Genomic DNA, 15,349 nt, shown 5'->3' with positions numbered 1-15,349 from the left:
TGTCGTTTCGCTGTCGGCCAGTAACCTGGGGCGATGCTCAAGGAAGTGATCGCGACCCGCTACATCACGCCCCTGCGGGAGGGCGGATCGCTGCCCGCACTCGTCGAGGCCGACGACTTCGGGGCCTACGTCCTGAAGTTCACCGGCGCGGGACAGGGCCGCAAGACACTGGTCGCCGAGGTCGTCTGCGGCGAACTCGCCCGCCGACTCGGCCTGCGGGTACCGCGGCTCGTGACGATCGACCTGGACCCGGTGCTGGGGCTCGGTGAGCCCGAGCAGCAGGTGCAGGACCTGCTGCGGTCCAGCGGCGGCACCAACCTCGGGATGGACTTCCTCTCCGGCGCCCTCGGCTTCGACCCGCTCGCCTTCACGGTGAGCCCCGAAGAGGCCGGCCGGATCGTCTGGTTCGACGCCCTGGTGAACAACGTCGACCGCTCCTGGCGCAACCCCAACCTGCTGATGCGGCACGGCGATCTGTGGCTCATCGACCACGGCGCCACCATGATCTGGCACCACAACTGGCCCGGCGCCGAGGCCTCGGCGGGTCGTTCCTACGACGCCTCGGACCACGCCCTCGCCCGCTTCGCCCCCGATCTCGCGGGCGCCGCCGCCGAGTTGGCGCCCCGCGTCACCGAGGAGCTCCTCGCCGAGGTCACCGCCGAGATCCCGGACGTCTGGCTGGCCGGTGAACCCGGCTTCGACACCCCGGACGACCTCCGGCGGGCCTACGCGCGGCCGTTGCTGGCCCGGGCCGGAGTCGTCCACGAACGTGTCACCGGAATCGAGGAGGGCAAGTGAGCGAGCGCCACATCCACATGGCCGGCTCGGTGGTCGAGCGGCACATCATCCGCGGCGGACAGGGCGGCGACCGGGATGTCTTCGAGTACGCGCTGCTGCGCGTCGTACCGCGGGTGGAGCGCGGCGAGTGCATCAACGCCGGCGTGCTCGTCTACTGCCGTGCCAAGGCCTACGTCGGCGCCCGCACCCATCTCGACGAGGCGCGGCTGCTGGCCCTCGACCCGGCGGCGGACGTGCCCGGCATCCGGGCCGCCCTCGGGGCCGTCGAGCGGGTGTGCGGCGGCGGGGAGGCGGCCGGGCAGGCCGCGGGCGACGACGCCGGACGGCGCTTCCGGTGGCTGATTGCGCCGCGTTCCACGGTCCTCCAGCCCGGGCCGGTGCACACTGGGCTCACCGCCGATCCGGCGGCCGAGACGGAACGCCTGCTCGACCTGCTGGTGAGGTAATGGATCACACCCGCGTCGCGTGCCGTTGACACCGAGTGCCAGGCCTTCTAGCGTCACGTCTGCCGAAGGTACTAAGCGGTCGCTCATCAAGCGGGCGTACCGACGACGGACGTACTTTCAAGCGGGCGTACTTTCTCGAGGGCGAGGAGAAGCAGCAATGTCCACCACTGAGCAGCGGGTCGCTGTGGTCACCGGCGGAGCGCGCGGCATCGGCGCCGCCACCGCCGTACGACTGGCGGCCGAGGGCCGTGCGGTCGCCGTGATCGACCTCGACGAGGCCGCCTGCAAGGACACCGTGGAGAAGATCACCGCGGCTGGCGGCAAGGCGCTCGCGGTCGGCGCGGACGTCTCCGACGAGGCGCAGGTCGAGGCCGCGATCGCGCGGGTCGTGGAGGAGCTGGGCGCGCCGACGATCCTCGTCAACAACGCGGGCGTGCTGCGCGACAACCTGCTGTTCAAGATGAGCGTCTCCGACTGGGACACCGTCATGAACGTCCATCTGCGCGGTGCCTTCCTGATGTCGAAGGCCGTCCAGAAGCACATGGTGGACGCGGGCTTCGGCCGGATCGTCAACCTGTCCTCGTCCTCGGCGCTCGGCAACCGCGGCCAGGTGAACTACTCCGCGGCCAAGGCCGGCCTGCAGGGCTTCACCAAGACCCTCGCCAAGGAGCTCGGCAAGTTCGGCATCACCGCCAACGCCGTCGCCCCCGGCTTCATCGCCACCGACATGACCGCCGCCACCGCCGCGCGCGTGGGCATGGGCTTCGAGGACTTCAAGGCCGCTGCCGCCACCCAGATCCCCGTGGCCCGGGTCGGCGAGCCGGACGACATCGCCAACGCCATCGCCTTCTTCACGGGCGAGGCGGCCGGGTTCGTCTCCGGCCAGGTGCTGTACGTCGCCGGCGGACCGCTCGACTAGGAGATCACGCACCATGACTGAACTGCCCGCCCTCTCCGGCAAGGTCGCCCTCGTCACGGGCGCCAGCCGAGGCATCGGCTACGGCGTCGCCGAGGCGCTCGTCGCCCGTGGCGACCGCGTCGCCATCACCGGCCGAGGCGAGGACGCCCTCAAGGAGGCCGTCGACAAGCTGGGCGCCGAGCGCGTCATCGCCATCGCCGGCAAGGCGCACGACCTGGAGCACCAGGCCGAGGCGGTCGAGCGCACGATGGAGGCCTTCGGCCGCGTCGACTACCTGGTGAACAACGCCGGCACCAACCCGGTGTTCGGCCCGATCGCCGACCTCGACCTGGACGTGGCCCGCAAGGTCTTCGAGACCAACGTGATCTCCGCGCTCGGTTTCGCGCAGAAGACCTGGCACGCCTGGCAGAAGGACAACGGCGGCGCGATCGTCAACATCGCCTCCGTCGCGGGCCTCGCGCCCTCGCCCTTCATCGCCGCGTACGGCGTCAGCAAGGCCGCGCTGATCAACCTGACCCAGCAGCTGGCGCACGAGTTCGCGCCCAAGGTGCGGGTCAACGCGATCGCCCCGGCCGTCGTGAAGACCCAGTTCGCCAAGGCCCTGTACGAGGGCCGGGAGGCGGAGGCGGCCGCGGCCTACCCGCTGGCCCGGCTCGGCGTGCCCTCCGACATCGGTGGCGCCGCCGCGTTCCTCACCTCCGAGCAGTCCGCCTGGGTCACCGGGCAGACGCTCGTCGTCGACGGCGGCATCTTCCTCAACGCCGGCGTCGCCTGAGGCAAGCGGTTGCAACCGTAACGATCGGGTGCACAAGGGCGCCGTTTCCTTGACGGAAACGGCGCCCTTGTCGTCGTACGGGAGAGGCACAGCGGAATGACAACGTCGTCATAGAGAAGCTGATCAAGGCCCTTGTACCGACCGGGTTCAACCCTCGTGACACTGCGGTATGGTCTGCCGACCCTTGGTACGGCAGATCGAGGAGCGAGCGCGTGTTCAACCGGAACCGAGGCCTGCGGCAGGCGGCGGCCATCGCGTCCATATCGTCGCTGGTGGCGGGCTGCGGAGTCCTCTCGGCGGACTCCTCCGACAGCAAGGGCCCCATCGTCGTCGGCACGACCAGCGCGCCGAGCACACTGGATCCCGCGGCTTCCTGGGACCAGTCCTGGGAACTGTTCCGCAATATTTACCAGACGCTGCTCAGCTACCCCTCCGGGGCGACCACACCGCAGCCGGACGCGGCGGAAAGCTGCCGCTTCACCGACAGCTCGAACACGACGTACACGTGTGAGCTGCGCGAAGGGCTCAAGTTCTCCGACGGGCACACGCTCGACGCCAAGGCCGTCAAGTACTCCATCGACCGGATCCTGAAGATCAACGTCAACGGGGGACCCGCCGGCCTGCTCGGCAGCCTCGCCCGGGTGCAGGCGCTGGGCGACCGGGAGATCGTCTTCCACCTCAACAAGCCCGACGCGACCTTCCCGTTCGTGCTCGCCACTCCCGCCATGTCGATCGTCGACCCCGCGGAGTACCCCGAGAGATCCCTGCGCAAGGGCGACAGCATCGACGGCTCCGGGCCGTACACACTCCAGTCGTACGAGGAGGGCAAGAAGGCCGAGCTCGTCAAGAACGACAACTACAAGGGCTACGCCGAGCGCAAGAACGACGCGGTGACCATCCGCTACTTCCAGGACTCGTCCACCATGGTCACCGCTCTGAAGGACAAGCAGGTCGACGTCGCCTTCCGCGGCCTCAACGCGAACGACATCGTCGACCTCCAGCGCCATGACGCGAGCGGGAACCTCCAGCTCATCGAGGGCTCCGGCATCGAGATCAACTACCTGGTCTTCAACCCGAAGGACTCCTGGGCGGGCAAGCTGCCGGTCCGCAAGGCGATCGCCCAGCTCGTCGACCGCGGCGCAATCGCGCACAAGGTCTACAAGGACACCGTCGAGCCGCTGTACTCCATGGTCCCCAAGGGCCTGACCGGGCACACCACCGACTTCTTCGACGACTTCGGCAGCCCGAGCACCTCCAAGGCCCGCAAGATCCTCACCGACGCCGGCATCACCCAGCGCGTCCCGCTCACGCTCTGGTACACCACCGACCGCTACGGCTCCTCCACCAAGCCGGAGTTCGCGGAGATCAAGCGTCAGCTGGAGGACTCCGGCCTGTTCACGATCACCCTGAAGAGCCGCCCCTGGAACACGTACGTGAAGGGCTACCAGAACGGCGAGTACCCGGTGTTCGGGCGCGGCTGGTTCCCCGACTTCCCGGACCCGGACAACTTCATCGCGCCGTTCGTCGGCAACCAGAACGCACTCGGCACGCCCTATCCGGCGCCCGAGATCACCGGGAAGCTGCTGCCCCGCTCGCGCGGCGAGAGCGACCGCGCCAACGTGGTCTCCGACTTCGAGCAGGCCCAGCAGATCCTGGTGCACGACGCCCGGCTGCTGCCGCTGTGGCAGGGCAAGCAGTACGTGGCCGCGAGCGAGGACATCTCCGGCGCGGAGCAGGCGCTGGACCCGTCGACGATCATGCTGATGGGCGAGCTGTCCCGGAAGACCAGCTGGTAGACGGTGCCTTTCGGGGAGCGCGGGGCCGTTGTCAGTGGTCGCCTGTAGGTTCTGATCCTGGAAGCGACCGCACCCGGTCAACCGCACATCGTAAGGAAGTTGACGTGACCGACATCGCCATGCTGCCCGAGTCCTGGCGCGGGGTCCTGGGCGACGAACTGCAGCAGCCCTACTTCAAGGAGCTCATGGAGTTCGTCGAGGAGGAGCGGGCGAAGGGTCCCGTGTACCCGCCGCGCGAAGAGGTCTTCGCCGCGCTGGACGCCACACCGTACGACCAGGTGAAGGTCCTGGTCCTCGGCCAGGACCCGTACCACGGCGAGGGACAGGGTCACGGCCTGTGCTTCTCGGTCCGTCCGGGTGTCAAAACCCCGCCCTCGCTGCGCAACATCTACAAGGAGATGAAGGAGGAGCTCGGTCTGCCGGTCCCGGACAACGGCTATCTGATGCCATGGGCCCGGCAGGGCGTGCTGCTGCTCAACGCGGTGCTCACGGTGCGTGGCGGCGAGGCCAACTCGCACAAGGGCCGAGGCTGGGAGAAGTTCACCGACGCCGTGATCCGCGCGGTGGCCGACCGGCCCGACCCGGCGGTCTTCGTGCTGTGGGGCAACTACGCGCAGAAGAAGCTCCCGCTGATCGACGAGACCCGGCACGTGGTGGTGAAGGGCGCCCACCCCTCCCCGCTGTCCGCGAAGAAGTTCTTCGGCTCCCGCCCGTTCACGCAGATCAACGAGGCCGTGGCCCTCCAGGGGCACCAGTCGATCGACTGGACCATCCCGAACCTGGGCTGACCACCCCGCCGGGCCGGTTGCGCACCGGATCGGCCCGGTGCCGCCTGACCGGGATTGCAGCGGGCGGCGGTTAGCGTCGGTCGGGACAGCCGACCAGCCGACGAGTGTGTGCGGAGGACGCGGTGGCCAACGGGCAGGAGCAGGCGGCGCCGGACGCCGTGATGACGCGGATCGGGCAGGTGGTCATGCTGCATCATGCGGGCGACCGCGAGGAGGCCCGGCACCGCTTCCTGCAGCTGTGGGCGGAGATCGGCGAGCACGGCGACGCGCTGCACCGCTGCACGCTGGCCCACTACATGGCCGACACCCAGGACGACCCCGCGGACGAACTGGCATGGGACCTTCGGGCCTTGACCGCGGCCGAGGAACTCACGGGCGACCGCCTCGCGGAACACGAAGGAACACTGGCGGTGCGCGCGCTCTACCCCTCGCTGCATCTGAACCTGGCGGCCGACTATGTGAAGCTGGACCGCAGCGGCGCCGCCCGCACCCATCTGCGCCAGGCCCGCAGCGCGGCCGAGGCGCTGGCGGACGACAGCTACGGGGACGGGGTGCGGGCGGCGATCGGGCGGCTGGAACTGCGGCTGGGGGAGAGGGACCCGGACGGCGACGGCCGGTGGGGGCCGCCGCGGCAGCGGCCGTAGGGCCTGTGCGGAGCGACTACGGCCGCCTCAACTCCCGTACGCCTGCTTGCAGATGACCGCCTCCGGGCTGTCGGGCCGCCAGCCCCCGTACGTCCGGCCGAGGGCGCACATGTCCGTGTTCCTCACGTTCTTCGGGACGGGCTTGGGCAGGTCGGGGATCTCGACGTGCGGCCGGCCATGGTGCCCGTGCTCCGGGTGCGGCGGCCGGGGACGGGGCCGCGGGTGCGAGGGGGGCGCCGCAGAGTGCGCGTCCGGTGGTCCCTGCCGCTCGGGTGGCTGGCGCTCCGGCCGTCCGGTCGGGGCGGTCCGCTCCAGCGCCTCGCGGACCGGCGCCTGCACGATCTGCGGAGTCCCCTGGTCGTCCGGGTACGGAGCCGACGGCGGGGACGGTGCCGGCGGCGGGCCGGACGCGGGCGGGCGCTGGATCGTCACACAGCCGGTGAGGGCCGAGACGGCCACGGTGACCAGGAGCGTTGCGGTGGTCGTCGTTCGATGCACCCGCGCAACGATGGCGGCTCGGGCGGCCCCGGGGGCGGCGTATGAGCGAAGGATGCCCCGCGCGGGTGATCTCCCGCCCCGTACGGGGGCCGGGCGTGCGCTCCGGGTGACGTCAGTCGCCCGTGCTGCCGTCGATGCGTTCGCGGAGCAGGTCGGCGTGGCCGTTGTGGCGGGCGTACTCCTCGATCATGTGGGTGTGGATCCAGCGCAGGTTGAAGCGCTCGCCGGTGCGCCGGTGCCTGCCCTTGGAGGTGTCGTCCAGGGTGAAGCGGGCCGCGTTGCGCCGTGCGGCCTCGATCTCGGCCTGCCAGGTGGCGTACGCCTCCGCCCAGGTGTCGGCCTCGGTGAGGCGGAACTCGCCGTCCGGGTCCTCGTCGCTGTAGTAGATCGGGCCCGCGTCCTCGTCCGCGAGGATCCGGCGGTACCAGGAGCGCTCCACCTCGGCCATGTGCCGCACCAGCCCCATCAGGGACAGCGTGGACGGTTCCACGGAGGTGGTCCTGAGCTGCTCGTCGGTCAGGCCCTCGCACTTCCAGGCCAGGGTCTGGCGGTGGTAGTCCAGCCAGCCGTCCAGCATGGTGCGTTCGTCGGCGGTGGTCGCGGGTTCACGGCGCTCGATCGTCATGACGGCATCCTTTCCCAACGGCATCCGAACCGGCGACGAGTTTTCCGCCGCGCTCGTGGCGGGGACGGGATTCACTCCGCCGAGGTGCTGCCCGCCTTGGACCGATGAGGAGCAGCCCGGCTGAAACGGCCGTACGCAACACCGCGACCGCCCCCAGGCCAGGACGCGCCGTCCCCTCCTCCTGCCCAGCCGTTTCCCTCGCCCGTCGGTGGTCGCCGCGGCAGCCGTATGCTTCCGGCAGGACCCCGGCAGGCACGCGCCAGAGGAGATCACCCCGTGAAGGTCGGCTGCATCGGACTCGGCGACATCGCGCAGAAGGCCTACCTCCCGGTGCTCGCCGGCCTCCCCGGGATCGAACCGCACCTGCACACCCGTACGCCCGCGACGCTCGACCGGATCGGCGACAGCCTCCACCTCCCGGCGGACCACCGGCACACCACCCTGGACGCGTTGCTCGCCCAGGACCTCGACGCCGCCTTCGTGCACGCGCCCACCATCACCCACCCGGAGATCGTGACCCGGCTGCTGGAGGCGGGCGTGCCGACCTATGTCGACAAACCCCTCGCCTACGAACTCGCCGACTCCGAGCGGCTGGTGACGCTCGCCGAGAAGCGCGACGTCTCGCTCGCGGTCGGCTTCAACCGGCGCTTCGCACCCGGGTACGCGCAGTGCGCGGACCACCCGCGTGAGCTGATCCTCATGCAGAAGAACCGCATCGGGCTGCCGGAGGAGCCACGCCCGATGATCCTCGACGACTTCATCCACGTCGTGGACACGCTGCGCTTCCTGGTGCCGGGGCCCGTCGACGACGTGACGGTACGCGCGCGCGTGGAGGGTGGTCTGCTGCACCATGTCGTGCTGCAACTGGCCGGGGACGGCTTCACCGCGCTCGGGGTGATGAACCGGCTCAGCGGTTCGGCGGAGGAGATCCTCGAGGTGTCCGGCCAGGACACCAAGCGGCAGGTCCTCAACCTTTCCGAGGTGATCGACCACAAGGGCCAGCCGACCGTGCGACGGCGCGGCGACTGGGTGCCGGTGGCCCGGCAGCGCGGCATCGAACAGGCGGTGCTGGCCTTCCTCGACGCCGTACGGGCGGGGAAGGTGCTCAGCGCCCGGGACGCACTGGCGACTCACGAACTGTGCGAGCGGGTGGTACGTGCGGTCGAGGACCGGGCCGCCTCAGCCTGACCGCCCGTACGCCCTCGGCGGCGCACCATACGGCCAGGACCAGGAGGGCGCCGTGCACCGGCCAGTCGCCGTAGCGGACGTACGGGGTGGTGCCGTGGGCCAGCGGAATGTCATATGTCGCCGCCGCGCTGGAGCTCGTCCCCATCCAGGACCCCAGCCGCTGCCCGCTCGCCCCGTACACGGCAGACACCCCTGTCAGTGTCGCGTGCACCATCGGGCGCCCGGTCTCCGCGGCGCGCAGTGCGGCCAGCGAGGCGTGCTGCTCGGGTGCCCAGCTCTGCTGGAACGTCGAGGTCGCCGACTGCGCTATCAGCACCTCGGCGCCGTCCTGTGCGAGATGGCGGCTCATGTCGGGGAACGCCGACTCGAAGCAGACCATCGGGCCGATGCGCAGCCCGTGCCCGACGTTCATCAACACCTGCTCCGAGCCGCGCCTGCGGTCCTCGCCCGCCGCCTTGCCGACGGAGGTCGCCCAGCCCAGCGCCGTACGGAAGGGTATGTACTCGCCGAAGGGCACGAGCCGCATCTTGTCGTAGCGGTCGCCGGTCGGACCGTCCGGGCCGACGAGCACCGAACTCTTGTAGATGCCGGGTTTGTCGGAGCGGCGGGCATCCACGTTGACCAGGATGTCGGACCCTGTTTCGCGGGAGAGGGCCGCGATGCGTTTCGCCAGGTCGGGGCGTTGGCCGAGGTCGAACCCGACGCTGCTCTCGCCCCACACGATCAGGTTCGGGTGCTGCCCGGCGAGCTGCCGGGTGAGCTGTTCCTCGCGGTCGAAGCGCTTGTCGGCGCCGTTGATGACGCCCGGCTGCACGACGGCGATCCGCACCCGGCCGTCGACGTCCGGACGCGGTGCCCATACCCAGCCGGCCGAGGTCGCGGCGGCGGTCGCGACCAGGCCCGCCATGGCCGGAACCCAGACCACGGTGGGATGTGACCTGCCACTGATCCACGCGCCCACCAGCGCGGCGACGGCGACATTGACGGTCACCACCAGGAAGCTGAGCAGCCACACCCCGCCGACCGACGCGAGCCGCAGCGCCGGTTCCACCTGCCACTGACTGGAGCCGAGCATGCCCCACGGGCCGCCCAGCCCCTGCCAGGAGCGCACCAGCTCGACCATCAGCCAGCCGGACGGCAGCACGAGGAGCGCAGCCAGTCCGCGCCCCGGCCCGGGCACCCCGCCCAGGAAACGCCGAACGAGCCCGCCCCACGGCGCCCAGAGCGCGCCCAGCAGGGCGGCGATGAGGAAGATGAACACGTTCAGGCTCGGCAGCAGCCAGTGGTGCACGGCCACCATGTAGCCGAACCCGCCGCACCAGCCGTCGTAGGCCGCCCGTTTCCCGGTGGGCGCGGAGCGGACCAGCATGATCCACGGGACCAGGGCGACGTAGGCGAACCACCACAGCGAGGGGGCGGGAAAGGCGAACACGGGCAGGGCGCCCGCCACAGCGGCGACCGCCGAGCGCCGCCACGGGGAGGCGAGCCATGGACCAAAGGTCTTCATACGGCATCTCCCTACCCGGCGGTGGCTCCAGTGTGCGTTCTTTCGCTGATCGTGGACAGAGGACCCCGGATCACTCGGCCGCGGGCGCCACACGCGGCTCGGGAAGGCGCCGCCACTTCTCCTCCACGACGACCTCGCGCAGCCGCCAGCCGTCGTACGTCCGCAGCAACCCGAAGGCGTAACGGCCGCCGCACACGAAGTCGGGCGCGGCCGTTCCTCCGCCGTCCGCCGTGAACCGCATCGGATTGACGTAGTCGGCGCGCACGCGCGCGGTGTCGCCGATGTCCTGTTCCAGCATCCCGAACCGCACCCGCCGGTTGACGATCAGATGCTGCCGCATCGGGAACAGCAGCATGCTCTCGGCAAGCCACGCGGCGACCTGCCCGGCACCTCCCTCGATGCCGCCGGCCGAGCGGTAGTCCGCGCGCCCGTCGGGTGTGAACAGCCCCCGGTACGCCTTCCAGTCACCGTCGTCCACGGCCGCCGCGTAGTCGGTGACCACTTCGTCGACGGCCAGCCGGTCCATCACGGTCGCGAGCTCCACGCGCTGCGTCATCGGCTCAGTGTTGGGCATGGGACGTGCCGGGCCAAGGGGTGTGCGGCGACGACACAACTTCGTTGTCAGCGACCGTCCAACTTCCTTGACCGCGCCCGTCGTTCGACGCCCGGCGCGTCCGGATGCCGATCAGCGATTCCTATACTGACCGAATGATCACCATTCCGATCGGCGCGCTCGAAGTGGCGATGGTCCAGTCCGGCGCCCGGGCCGCGGACACGTTACGGGACACCGCCGAGTTCGCCCGGCGCATCGAGGACCTCGGCTACCTGCGGCTCTGGTACGCCGAGCATCACCACTCCCCGGCCATCGGGGCGTTCCCGCCCGTTGTGCTGACCGCGCACGCGGCCGCGCTGACCTCGTCCCTACGCCTCGGTGCCGGGGGCGTGCTGGCCCCGAACCACGCCCCGATCATGCTGGCGGAACAGTTCGGCACGCTGGCCGCGCTGCACTCCGGCCGGATCGACCTGGGCATCGGCCGTGGTCCCGGCACCTTCGACGAGCCGACGGCGCGGGCCCTGCGGCGCGGGGCCGGGCCGGCGACGGACGAGGAGTACCGCGACGACGTGGCGGCGACCCTGCGTTTCCTGCTGGACGAGGTCGCGCTCGGCCCGCTCCCGGAGCCATGGCTGCTCGCGTCGAGTACGGCCGGTGCGGCGCTCGCCGCGGAACTCGGACTGCCGATCGCCTTCGCCCACCACATTCGCCCGGACAACACCCTTGCCGCGCTCGATCACTACCGGGCGCGCTTCTCGCCGTCCCGCTGGTGCGAGCGCCCTCGCGTGCTGGTCTGCGTGGAAACGGTGTGCGCCGAGACGCAGCAGGAGGCGGCCCGGCTGGCGGGACCGATGGATGTCGTCAGGGCCGGTCTGCTCAAGGGGCGGGGAGACATCCCGTTCCCCACTCCCGAAGAGGCGGCCGCCCACTCGTTCACCGCTGAGGAGGAGCGGGCACTGTCGGGCTTTCGCGCCCAACAGGCCCACGGCTCACCGGACATCGTCGCGAAGCAGTTGGCGGACCTGGTGGAGGTGACCCGCGCGGACGAACTCATGCTGGTCACACCGGTATACGCGCCGGCCGCGCGCCTGCGCTCGTACGAACTCGTCAGGCAGCACGCCGCCCCGGCCGGGTGAGGCGCGAAGGAGGACGGCTCCCGGTCAGGCCGCCTCGATGACGTCGCTCTGGATCGCCGCCGCCCACTCGACCACCAACAGCTCGTACTCCGCGCGCTCCTGGGCCGACAGGGAGCCGCCCGCGCGCATCCACAGCGCACGGATCTGCTCGTTGACCTCGGCGGCGGAGCGCACGGAACCAGGGGTTGAGGAATGGGGGGACATGCGCACAAGCCTAGGGGCAAGCACTGACACTGCGCTACCGGTCGGCTACCCATGACGTATGTCATTGGTCACGGATTTTCGCGGCGCCGCCCGGAGCTGCAACTTCCGCAGGACGGCGGAGCGTTGAGGTCCGCACTCCCGCCGGAGGGCCGGGTGCTGGTCAGCCCGCCGACTCCGCCGCGTGCGGGCTCAGGACGCCCGCCGTGACCAGGGCGATGATGACGATGCCCAGCGCGATGCGGTACCAGACGAACGGCATGAAGCTCTTGTGTGAGATCCACTTCATGAACCAGGCGATGACGGCGTACCCGGACGCGAAGGCGATCACCGTCGCGAACAGCGTGGGGCCCCAGGCGACATGGCCGCTCTCCAGCGCGTCCTTGGTCTCGAACAGGCCGGAGGCCAGCACTGCCGGAATGGCGAGCAGGAAGGAGTAGCGGGCCGCGGCCTCCCGCTTGTAGCCCATGAACAGACCGCCGCTGATGGTGGCGCCGGAGCGGGAGACGCCCGGGATGAGCGCCGCCGACTGGCACAGACCGTAGACGAGGCCGTCCTTCACGCCCAGGTTCTCGAGCGTCTTGCGCTGCTTGGGCGCCCGGTGCCGGCCGCCCGTCTCGTCGCGTGCCGCGAGCCGGTCGGCGATGCCGATGACCACACCGACGACGATCAGCATGGTCGCGGTGATCCGCAGATCGCGGAAAGGGCCTTCGATCTGGTCCTTGAACAGCAGCCCGAGCACGCCGATCGGTATCGAGCCGACGATCACCAGCCAGCCCATCTGGGCGTCGTGGTCGCGGCGCATCTCCTTGTTCACCAGCGAGCGCGCCCAGGCCGAGACGATCCGCCCGATGTCCCTGCGGAAGTAGATCAGCACGGCGGCCTCCGTGCCGATCTGCGTGATCGCCGTGAAGGCCGCGCCGGGGTCCTTCCAGCCCGAGAAGGCGGCGGTCAGCCGCAGATGCGCGCTGGAGGAGACGGGGAGGAACTCGGTCAGCCCCTGGACGAGTCCGAGGACGAGGGATTCAAACCAAGACATGGAGGTACGGCGTCCAAGTGCTGATCGTGGCAGGCGTGACGGAAGGTCACGCCGGCGGGCGTCGTGATCACGGTGTGAAAGGGCAGCCTAACGTCCGGCGCCGACAGGCCCGGCACAGGGGTTTCGGGGGCACCCGGCGGCCGTGGGTTCCGGGTGGTTGACCAGGTGTGGGGGCGGAGCTTACGTTTCTGGGAGGAGAAAGCGCTTGCTGACGCTGCTCCTCCTCGTAGCTCGTCGTTCCCGGAGGAGTGCTGATCAGGTCCATGTCCACGTCCGAGACCCACCCCGGGACGCACCGGGCCCCCGCCGCCCCGCTCTCCGGCCGGCGCGTCCGGGCCGCCGTCATCGGCACCGGCGCCATCGGGCGGGGCTCGCACCTGCCCGCGCTGGCCAGGCTCGCCGAGGAGGGCGAGACGGAGGTCGTCGCCGCCGTCGACATCGATGCCACCGCGGTCGAGGAGTTCTGCCGGGCGACCGGGATCCCGCACGCCTACACCGACCTGGAGCAGATGCTGCGCGAGCAGCGACCCGACCTGGTGAGCATCTGCACCCCGCCGACGCTGCACCGCGAGCAGACCGTCGCCGCCCTGCGCGCCGGGGCGTGGGTGTGGTGCGAGAAGCCGCCGGTGCCGACGCTCGCCGACTACGACGCGGTCGAGGCCGAGGAGGGCAAGGACGGCGGTCCGTACGCGTCGATCGTCTTCCAGCACCGCTTCGGCTCCGGCTCGCGGCACGTACGGCGGCTGCTCGCCGAGCAGGCCATGGGCCGGCCGCTCGTCGCGCACTGCCAGACCACCTGGTACCGCGACACCGCCTACTACGCCGTGCCCTGGCGCGGCCGCTGGGCGACCGAGGGCGGCGGCCCCGCCATGGGCCACGGCATCCACCAGATGGACCTCCTGCTGGACCTGCTCGGCCCGTGGAGCGAGGTGCGGGCGATGGCCGGGCGCCTGGTCCACGACGTGGAGACCGAGGACGTCTCCACCGCCCTGATCCGCTTCGAGAACGGGGCGATGGCGACGGTCGTCAACAGCGTGCTGAGCCCCGACGAGGTCAGCCGCATCCGCATCGACTGCGAGCGCGCCACGGTCGAGCTCACCCACCTCTACGGCCACTCCAACGCGAACTGGCGCATCACCCCGGCCCCTGGTGTGTCCGGCGACGAGGCCGCGGCCTGGCAGGACTTCGGCGCGGACGTGCCCAGCTCGCACCTGGAGCAGCTGCGGGAGCTGGTGGCGAGCATGCGCGCGGGGGAGCGTCCGCGCAGCAGCGGCGCCGACGGGCGCACCAGCCTGGAGCTGATCGCCGCGATCTACAAGGCGGCCTTCACGGACACCACGGTCAAGGCCGGTGAGATCGGTCCCGGCGACCCGTTCCACACGGCGATGCACGGCGGAGCGCCTGGCTGGGCACCCGTCGCTCCCGTGGCGGCCCAGGAGGTGCCCGCATGACCGGGCTGTGTGTCGTGCACGCCCTCGGTGACCGCATCACGATCACCGAACGGGCCGGTGGCGTCGAGCTGTTGAGCTATGTCTACGCCCCGGAAGCGGCCTGGGAGGCCCCGAAGCCGTACATCCATCCCCTGCGCACCCTGGCGGGCGACGTCGTCACCGACTACCGGCCCAACGACCACCGCTGGCACAAGGGCCTGCAGCTGACGGCCTCCCACCTGTCCGGCGCCAACCTGTGGGGCGGCAACTCCTACGTCCACGGCGAGGGCTACCTCGAACTGCCCGAGCGCGTCGGCTCGATGGCGCACGTCGCCTTCGACGAGGTGGCGGTTCACGACGACCGCGCGGTCATCGCGGAACGGCTGACCTGGCGCCCGTACAGCGGGGAGCTGTGGGCCGACGAGGAGCGCCGTATCGAGATCCACGACGTCGACGCGGAGTCCGGCTCCTGGGCGCTGACCTGGTCCAGCGCCGTCACCAACCGCCGCGACGAGCCGTTGCGCTTCGGCAGCCCGACCACCGCGGGGCGTGAGATGGCCGGCTACACCGGCCTGTTCTGGCGCGGCCCGCGCGCCTTCCGCGACGGCCGGATCATCGGCCCCGACGCCGAGGGCCCCGGCCTGATGGGCGAGCAGGCGCCGTGGCTCGCCTTCTCGGGCGAACACGACGGCAGCGACGGCCACGCGACCCTCGTCTTCGCGCACGCCCCCGAGAACGACCACCTGGGCGAGCGCGGCACCCACCCCGCCCACTGGTTCGTACGCAACGAGCCGTTCGCCGCGGTCGCCCCGTCCTGGGCGTTCTACGACGAGCTGGAACTCGCCCCCGGCGACACCCTCACCCGCCGCTACCGGATCGTGGTGGCCGACGGTTCGTGGGAGCGGGAGGAGATCACCAAGTACCTGGAGGCGCATCCGTGGTGAGAACAGGGGAGTTCACGGGACTGCCGGGCTCGGTCGCGGTCTCGCACCTGGCGGTCTACGAC

17 protein-coding genes are annotated in these 15,349 nt (G+C 70.7%); 11 read left to right on the top strand and 6 right to left on the bottom strand.

Features of this window, described 5'->3' with window-relative positions; translation table 11 throughout:
- Nucleotides 1-33 precede the first annotated feature (33 nt).
- From ABT254_RS38530 to ABT254_RS38500, 7 genes are all read left to right on the top strand, one after another.
- Nucleotides 34-798, top strand: coding sequence for a HipA family kinase (locus ABT254_RS38530; protein WP_351481121.1), 765 nt, complete (start codon nucleotides 34-36; stop codon nucleotides 796-798).
- Entirely contained in the window at nucleotides 795-1,244 is a 450-nt protein-coding gene (locus ABT254_RS38525; RefSeq protein ID WP_351481118.1) for a DUF3037 domain-containing protein, read from the top strand. Before ABT254_RS38530 ends, ABT254_RS38525 begins: the two co-directional genes overlap by 4 nt.
- Nucleotides 1,245-1,401: 157 nt before the next feature.
- Nucleotides 1,402-2,163 (top strand): 3-oxoacyl-ACP reductase FabG, encoded by a 762-nt coding sequence (fabG, locus tag ABT254_RS38520; protein WP_344399191.1) that lies wholly within the window; start codon nucleotides 1,402-1,404, stop codon nucleotides 2,161-2,163.
- Nucleotides 2,164-2,176: 13 nt separating this feature from the next.
- Nucleotides 2,177-2,938, top strand: a complete 762-nt coding sequence (locus ABT254_RS38515) for an SDR family oxidoreductase (RefSeq protein WP_351481114.1) — start codon at nucleotides 2,177-2,179, stop codon at nucleotides 2,936-2,938.
- 212 nt (nucleotides 2,939-3,150) lie between these two features.
- Nucleotides 3,151-4,734, top strand: a complete 1,584-nt coding sequence (locus tag ABT254_RS38510) for an ABC transporter substrate-binding protein (RefSeq protein ID WP_351481112.1) — start codon at nucleotides 3,151-3,153, stop codon at nucleotides 4,732-4,734.
- A 104-nt stretch (nucleotides 4,735-4,838) separates the two neighbouring features.
- On the top strand, nucleotides 4,839-5,522 hold the full coding sequence (gene ung / locus ABT254_RS38505) for a uracil-DNA glycosylase (RefSeq protein ID WP_351481110.1): 684 nt from the start codon (nucleotides 4,839-4,841) through the stop codon (nucleotides 5,520-5,522).
- A gap of 122 nt (nucleotides 5,523-5,644) precedes the next feature.
- A complete protein-coding gene (locus ABT254_RS38500; RefSeq protein WP_351481107.1) occupies nucleotides 5,645-6,166 on the top strand; it encodes a hypothetical protein in 522 nt (173 codons plus the stop codon).
- Nucleotides 6,167-6,193: 27 nt separating this feature from the next.
- Here the strand turns inward: ABT254_RS38500 and ABT254_RS38495 are convergent, their stop codons facing one another.
- Both ABT254_RS38495 and ABT254_RS38490 read right to left on the bottom strand, forming a co-directional pair.
- Nucleotides 6,194-6,664 (bottom strand): hypothetical protein, encoded by a 471-nt coding sequence (locus tag ABT254_RS38495; RefSeq protein ID WP_351481105.1) that lies wholly within the window; start codon nucleotides 6,662-6,664, stop codon nucleotides 6,194-6,196.
- Nucleotides 6,665-6,776: 112 nt separating this feature from the next.
- The gene (locus ABT254_RS38490; RefSeq protein ID WP_351481102.1) at nucleotides 6,777-7,289 is read right to left on the bottom strand and encodes a DinB family protein; all 513 of its coding nucleotides are present in this window, start codon (nucleotides 7,287-7,289) and stop codon (nucleotides 6,777-6,779) included.
- 276 nt (nucleotides 7,290-7,565) lie between these two features.
- Here ABT254_RS38490 and ABT254_RS38485 point away from each other — a divergent pair, with 276 nt between their 5' ends.
- On the top strand, nucleotides 7,566-8,477 hold the full coding sequence (locus tag ABT254_RS38485) for a Gfo/Idh/MocA family protein (protein WP_351481099.1): 912 nt from the start codon (nucleotides 7,566-7,568) through the stop codon (nucleotides 8,475-8,477).
- Here the strand turns inward: ABT254_RS38485 and lnt are convergent.
- Complete coding sequence (gene lnt, locus ABT254_RS38480) at nucleotides 8,395-9,984, bottom strand: apolipoprotein N-acyltransferase (RefSeq protein ID WP_351481096.1); 1,590 nt, start codon at nucleotides 9,982-9,984, stop codon at nucleotides 8,395-8,397. The two genes, ABT254_RS38485 and lnt, sit on opposite strands and share 83 nt — an antisense overlap.
- Nucleotides 9,985-10,054: 70 nt before the next feature.
- Nucleotides 10,055-10,540: a nuclear transport factor 2 family protein gene (locus ABT254_RS38475; RefSeq protein WP_030927705.1), complete on the bottom strand. Its 486-nt coding sequence runs from the start codon at nucleotides 10,538-10,540 to the stop codon at nucleotides 10,055-10,057.
- A 152-nt stretch (nucleotides 10,541-10,692) separates the two neighbouring features.
- Between ABT254_RS38475 and ABT254_RS38470 the strand changes: the two genes are divergently transcribed.
- Nucleotides 10,693-11,673, top strand: coding sequence for an LLM class flavin-dependent oxidoreductase (locus ABT254_RS38470; RefSeq protein ID WP_351481092.1), 981 nt, complete (start codon nucleotides 10,693-10,695; stop codon nucleotides 11,671-11,673).
- 24 nt (nucleotides 11,674-11,697) lie between these two features.
- Here ABT254_RS38470 and ABT254_RS38465 read toward each other — a convergent pair whose 3' ends face one another.
- Nucleotides 11,698-11,877: a hypothetical protein gene (locus ABT254_RS38465; RefSeq protein ID WP_099927297.1), complete on the bottom strand. Its 180-nt coding sequence runs from the start codon at nucleotides 11,875-11,877 to the stop codon at nucleotides 11,698-11,700.
- Nucleotides 11,878-12,037: 160 nt separating this feature from the next.
- Nucleotides 12,038-12,913, bottom strand: a complete 876-nt coding sequence (locus ABT254_RS38460) for an undecaprenyl-diphosphate phosphatase (protein WP_351481089.1) — start codon at nucleotides 12,911-12,913, stop codon at nucleotides 12,038-12,040.
- Between the two features lie 263 nt (nucleotides 12,914-13,176).
- On the opposite strand from ABT254_RS38460, the gene ABT254_RS38455 reads away from it, so the two are divergent.
- Nucleotides 13,177-14,364 (top strand): Gfo/Idh/MocA family protein, encoded by a 1,188-nt coding sequence (locus tag ABT254_RS38455; protein ID WP_351481086.1) that lies wholly within the window; start codon nucleotides 13,177-13,179, stop codon nucleotides 14,362-14,364.
- The gene (locus ABT254_RS38450) at nucleotides 14,361-15,287 is read left to right on the top strand and encodes a DUF6807 domain-containing protein (protein WP_351481084.1); all 927 of its coding nucleotides are present in this window, start codon (nucleotides 14,361-14,363) and stop codon (nucleotides 15,285-15,287) included. Before ABT254_RS38455 ends, ABT254_RS38450 begins: the two co-directional genes overlap by 4 nt.
- Nucleotides 15,288-15,349: the final 62 nt, after the last annotated feature.

Source organism: Streptomyces sp. NPDC001137 (genome assembly GCF_040298885.1).
In the GTDB taxonomy this organism is placed as follows: Bacteria; Actinomycetota; Actinomycetes; order Streptomycetales; family Streptomycetaceae; genus Streptomyces.
Note: the sequence above shows the minus strand (reverse complement) of the source record. Positions and strands in the feature narration are given on the sequence as shown.

Bases quoted from the DNA above. Each gene is read 5' to 3' on its own strand.
- ABT254_RS38530 (WP_351481121.1), top strand. From the start codon at position 34: ATGCTCAAGGAAGTGATCGCGACCCGCTACATCACGCCCCTGCGGGAG.
- fabG (WP_344399191.1), top strand. From the start codon at position 1,402: ATGTCCACCACTGAGCAGCGGGTCGCTGTGGTCACCGGCGGAGCGCGC.
- ABT254_RS38515 (WP_351481114.1), top strand. From the start codon at position 2,177: ATGACTGAACTGCCCGCCCTCTCCGGCAAGGTCGCCCTCGTCACGGGC.
- ABT254_RS38490 (WP_351481102.1), bottom strand. From the start codon at position 7,289: ATGACGATCGAGCGCCGTGAACCCGCGACCACCGCCGACGAACGCACC.
- lnt (WP_351481096.1), bottom strand. From the start codon at position 9,984: ATGAAGACCTTTGGTCCATGGCTCGCCTCCCCGTGGCGGCGCTCGGCG.
- ABT254_RS38475 (WP_030927705.1), bottom strand. From the start codon at position 10,540: ATGACGCAGCGCGTGGAGCTCGCGACCGTGATGGACCGGCTGGCCGTC.
- ABT254_RS38470 (WP_351481092.1), top strand. From the start codon at position 10,693: ATGATCACCATTCCGATCGGCGCGCTCGAAGTGGCGATGGTCCAGTCC.
- ABT254_RS38465 (WP_099927297.1), bottom strand. From the start codon at position 11,877: ATGTCCCCCCATTCCTCAACCCCTGGTTCCGTGCGCTCCGCCGCCGAG.
- ABT254_RS38460 (WP_351481089.1), bottom strand. From the start codon at position 12,913: ATGTCTTGGTTTGAATCCCTCGTCCTCGGACTCGTCCAGGGGCTGACC.
- ABT254_RS38455 (WP_351481086.1), top strand. From the start codon at position 13,177: ATGTCCACGTCCGAGACCCACCCCGGGACGCACCGGGCCCCCGCCGCC.
- ABT254_RS38450 (WP_351481084.1), top strand. From the start codon at position 14,361: ATGACCGGGCTGTGTGTCGTGCACGCCCTCGGTGACCGCATCACGATC.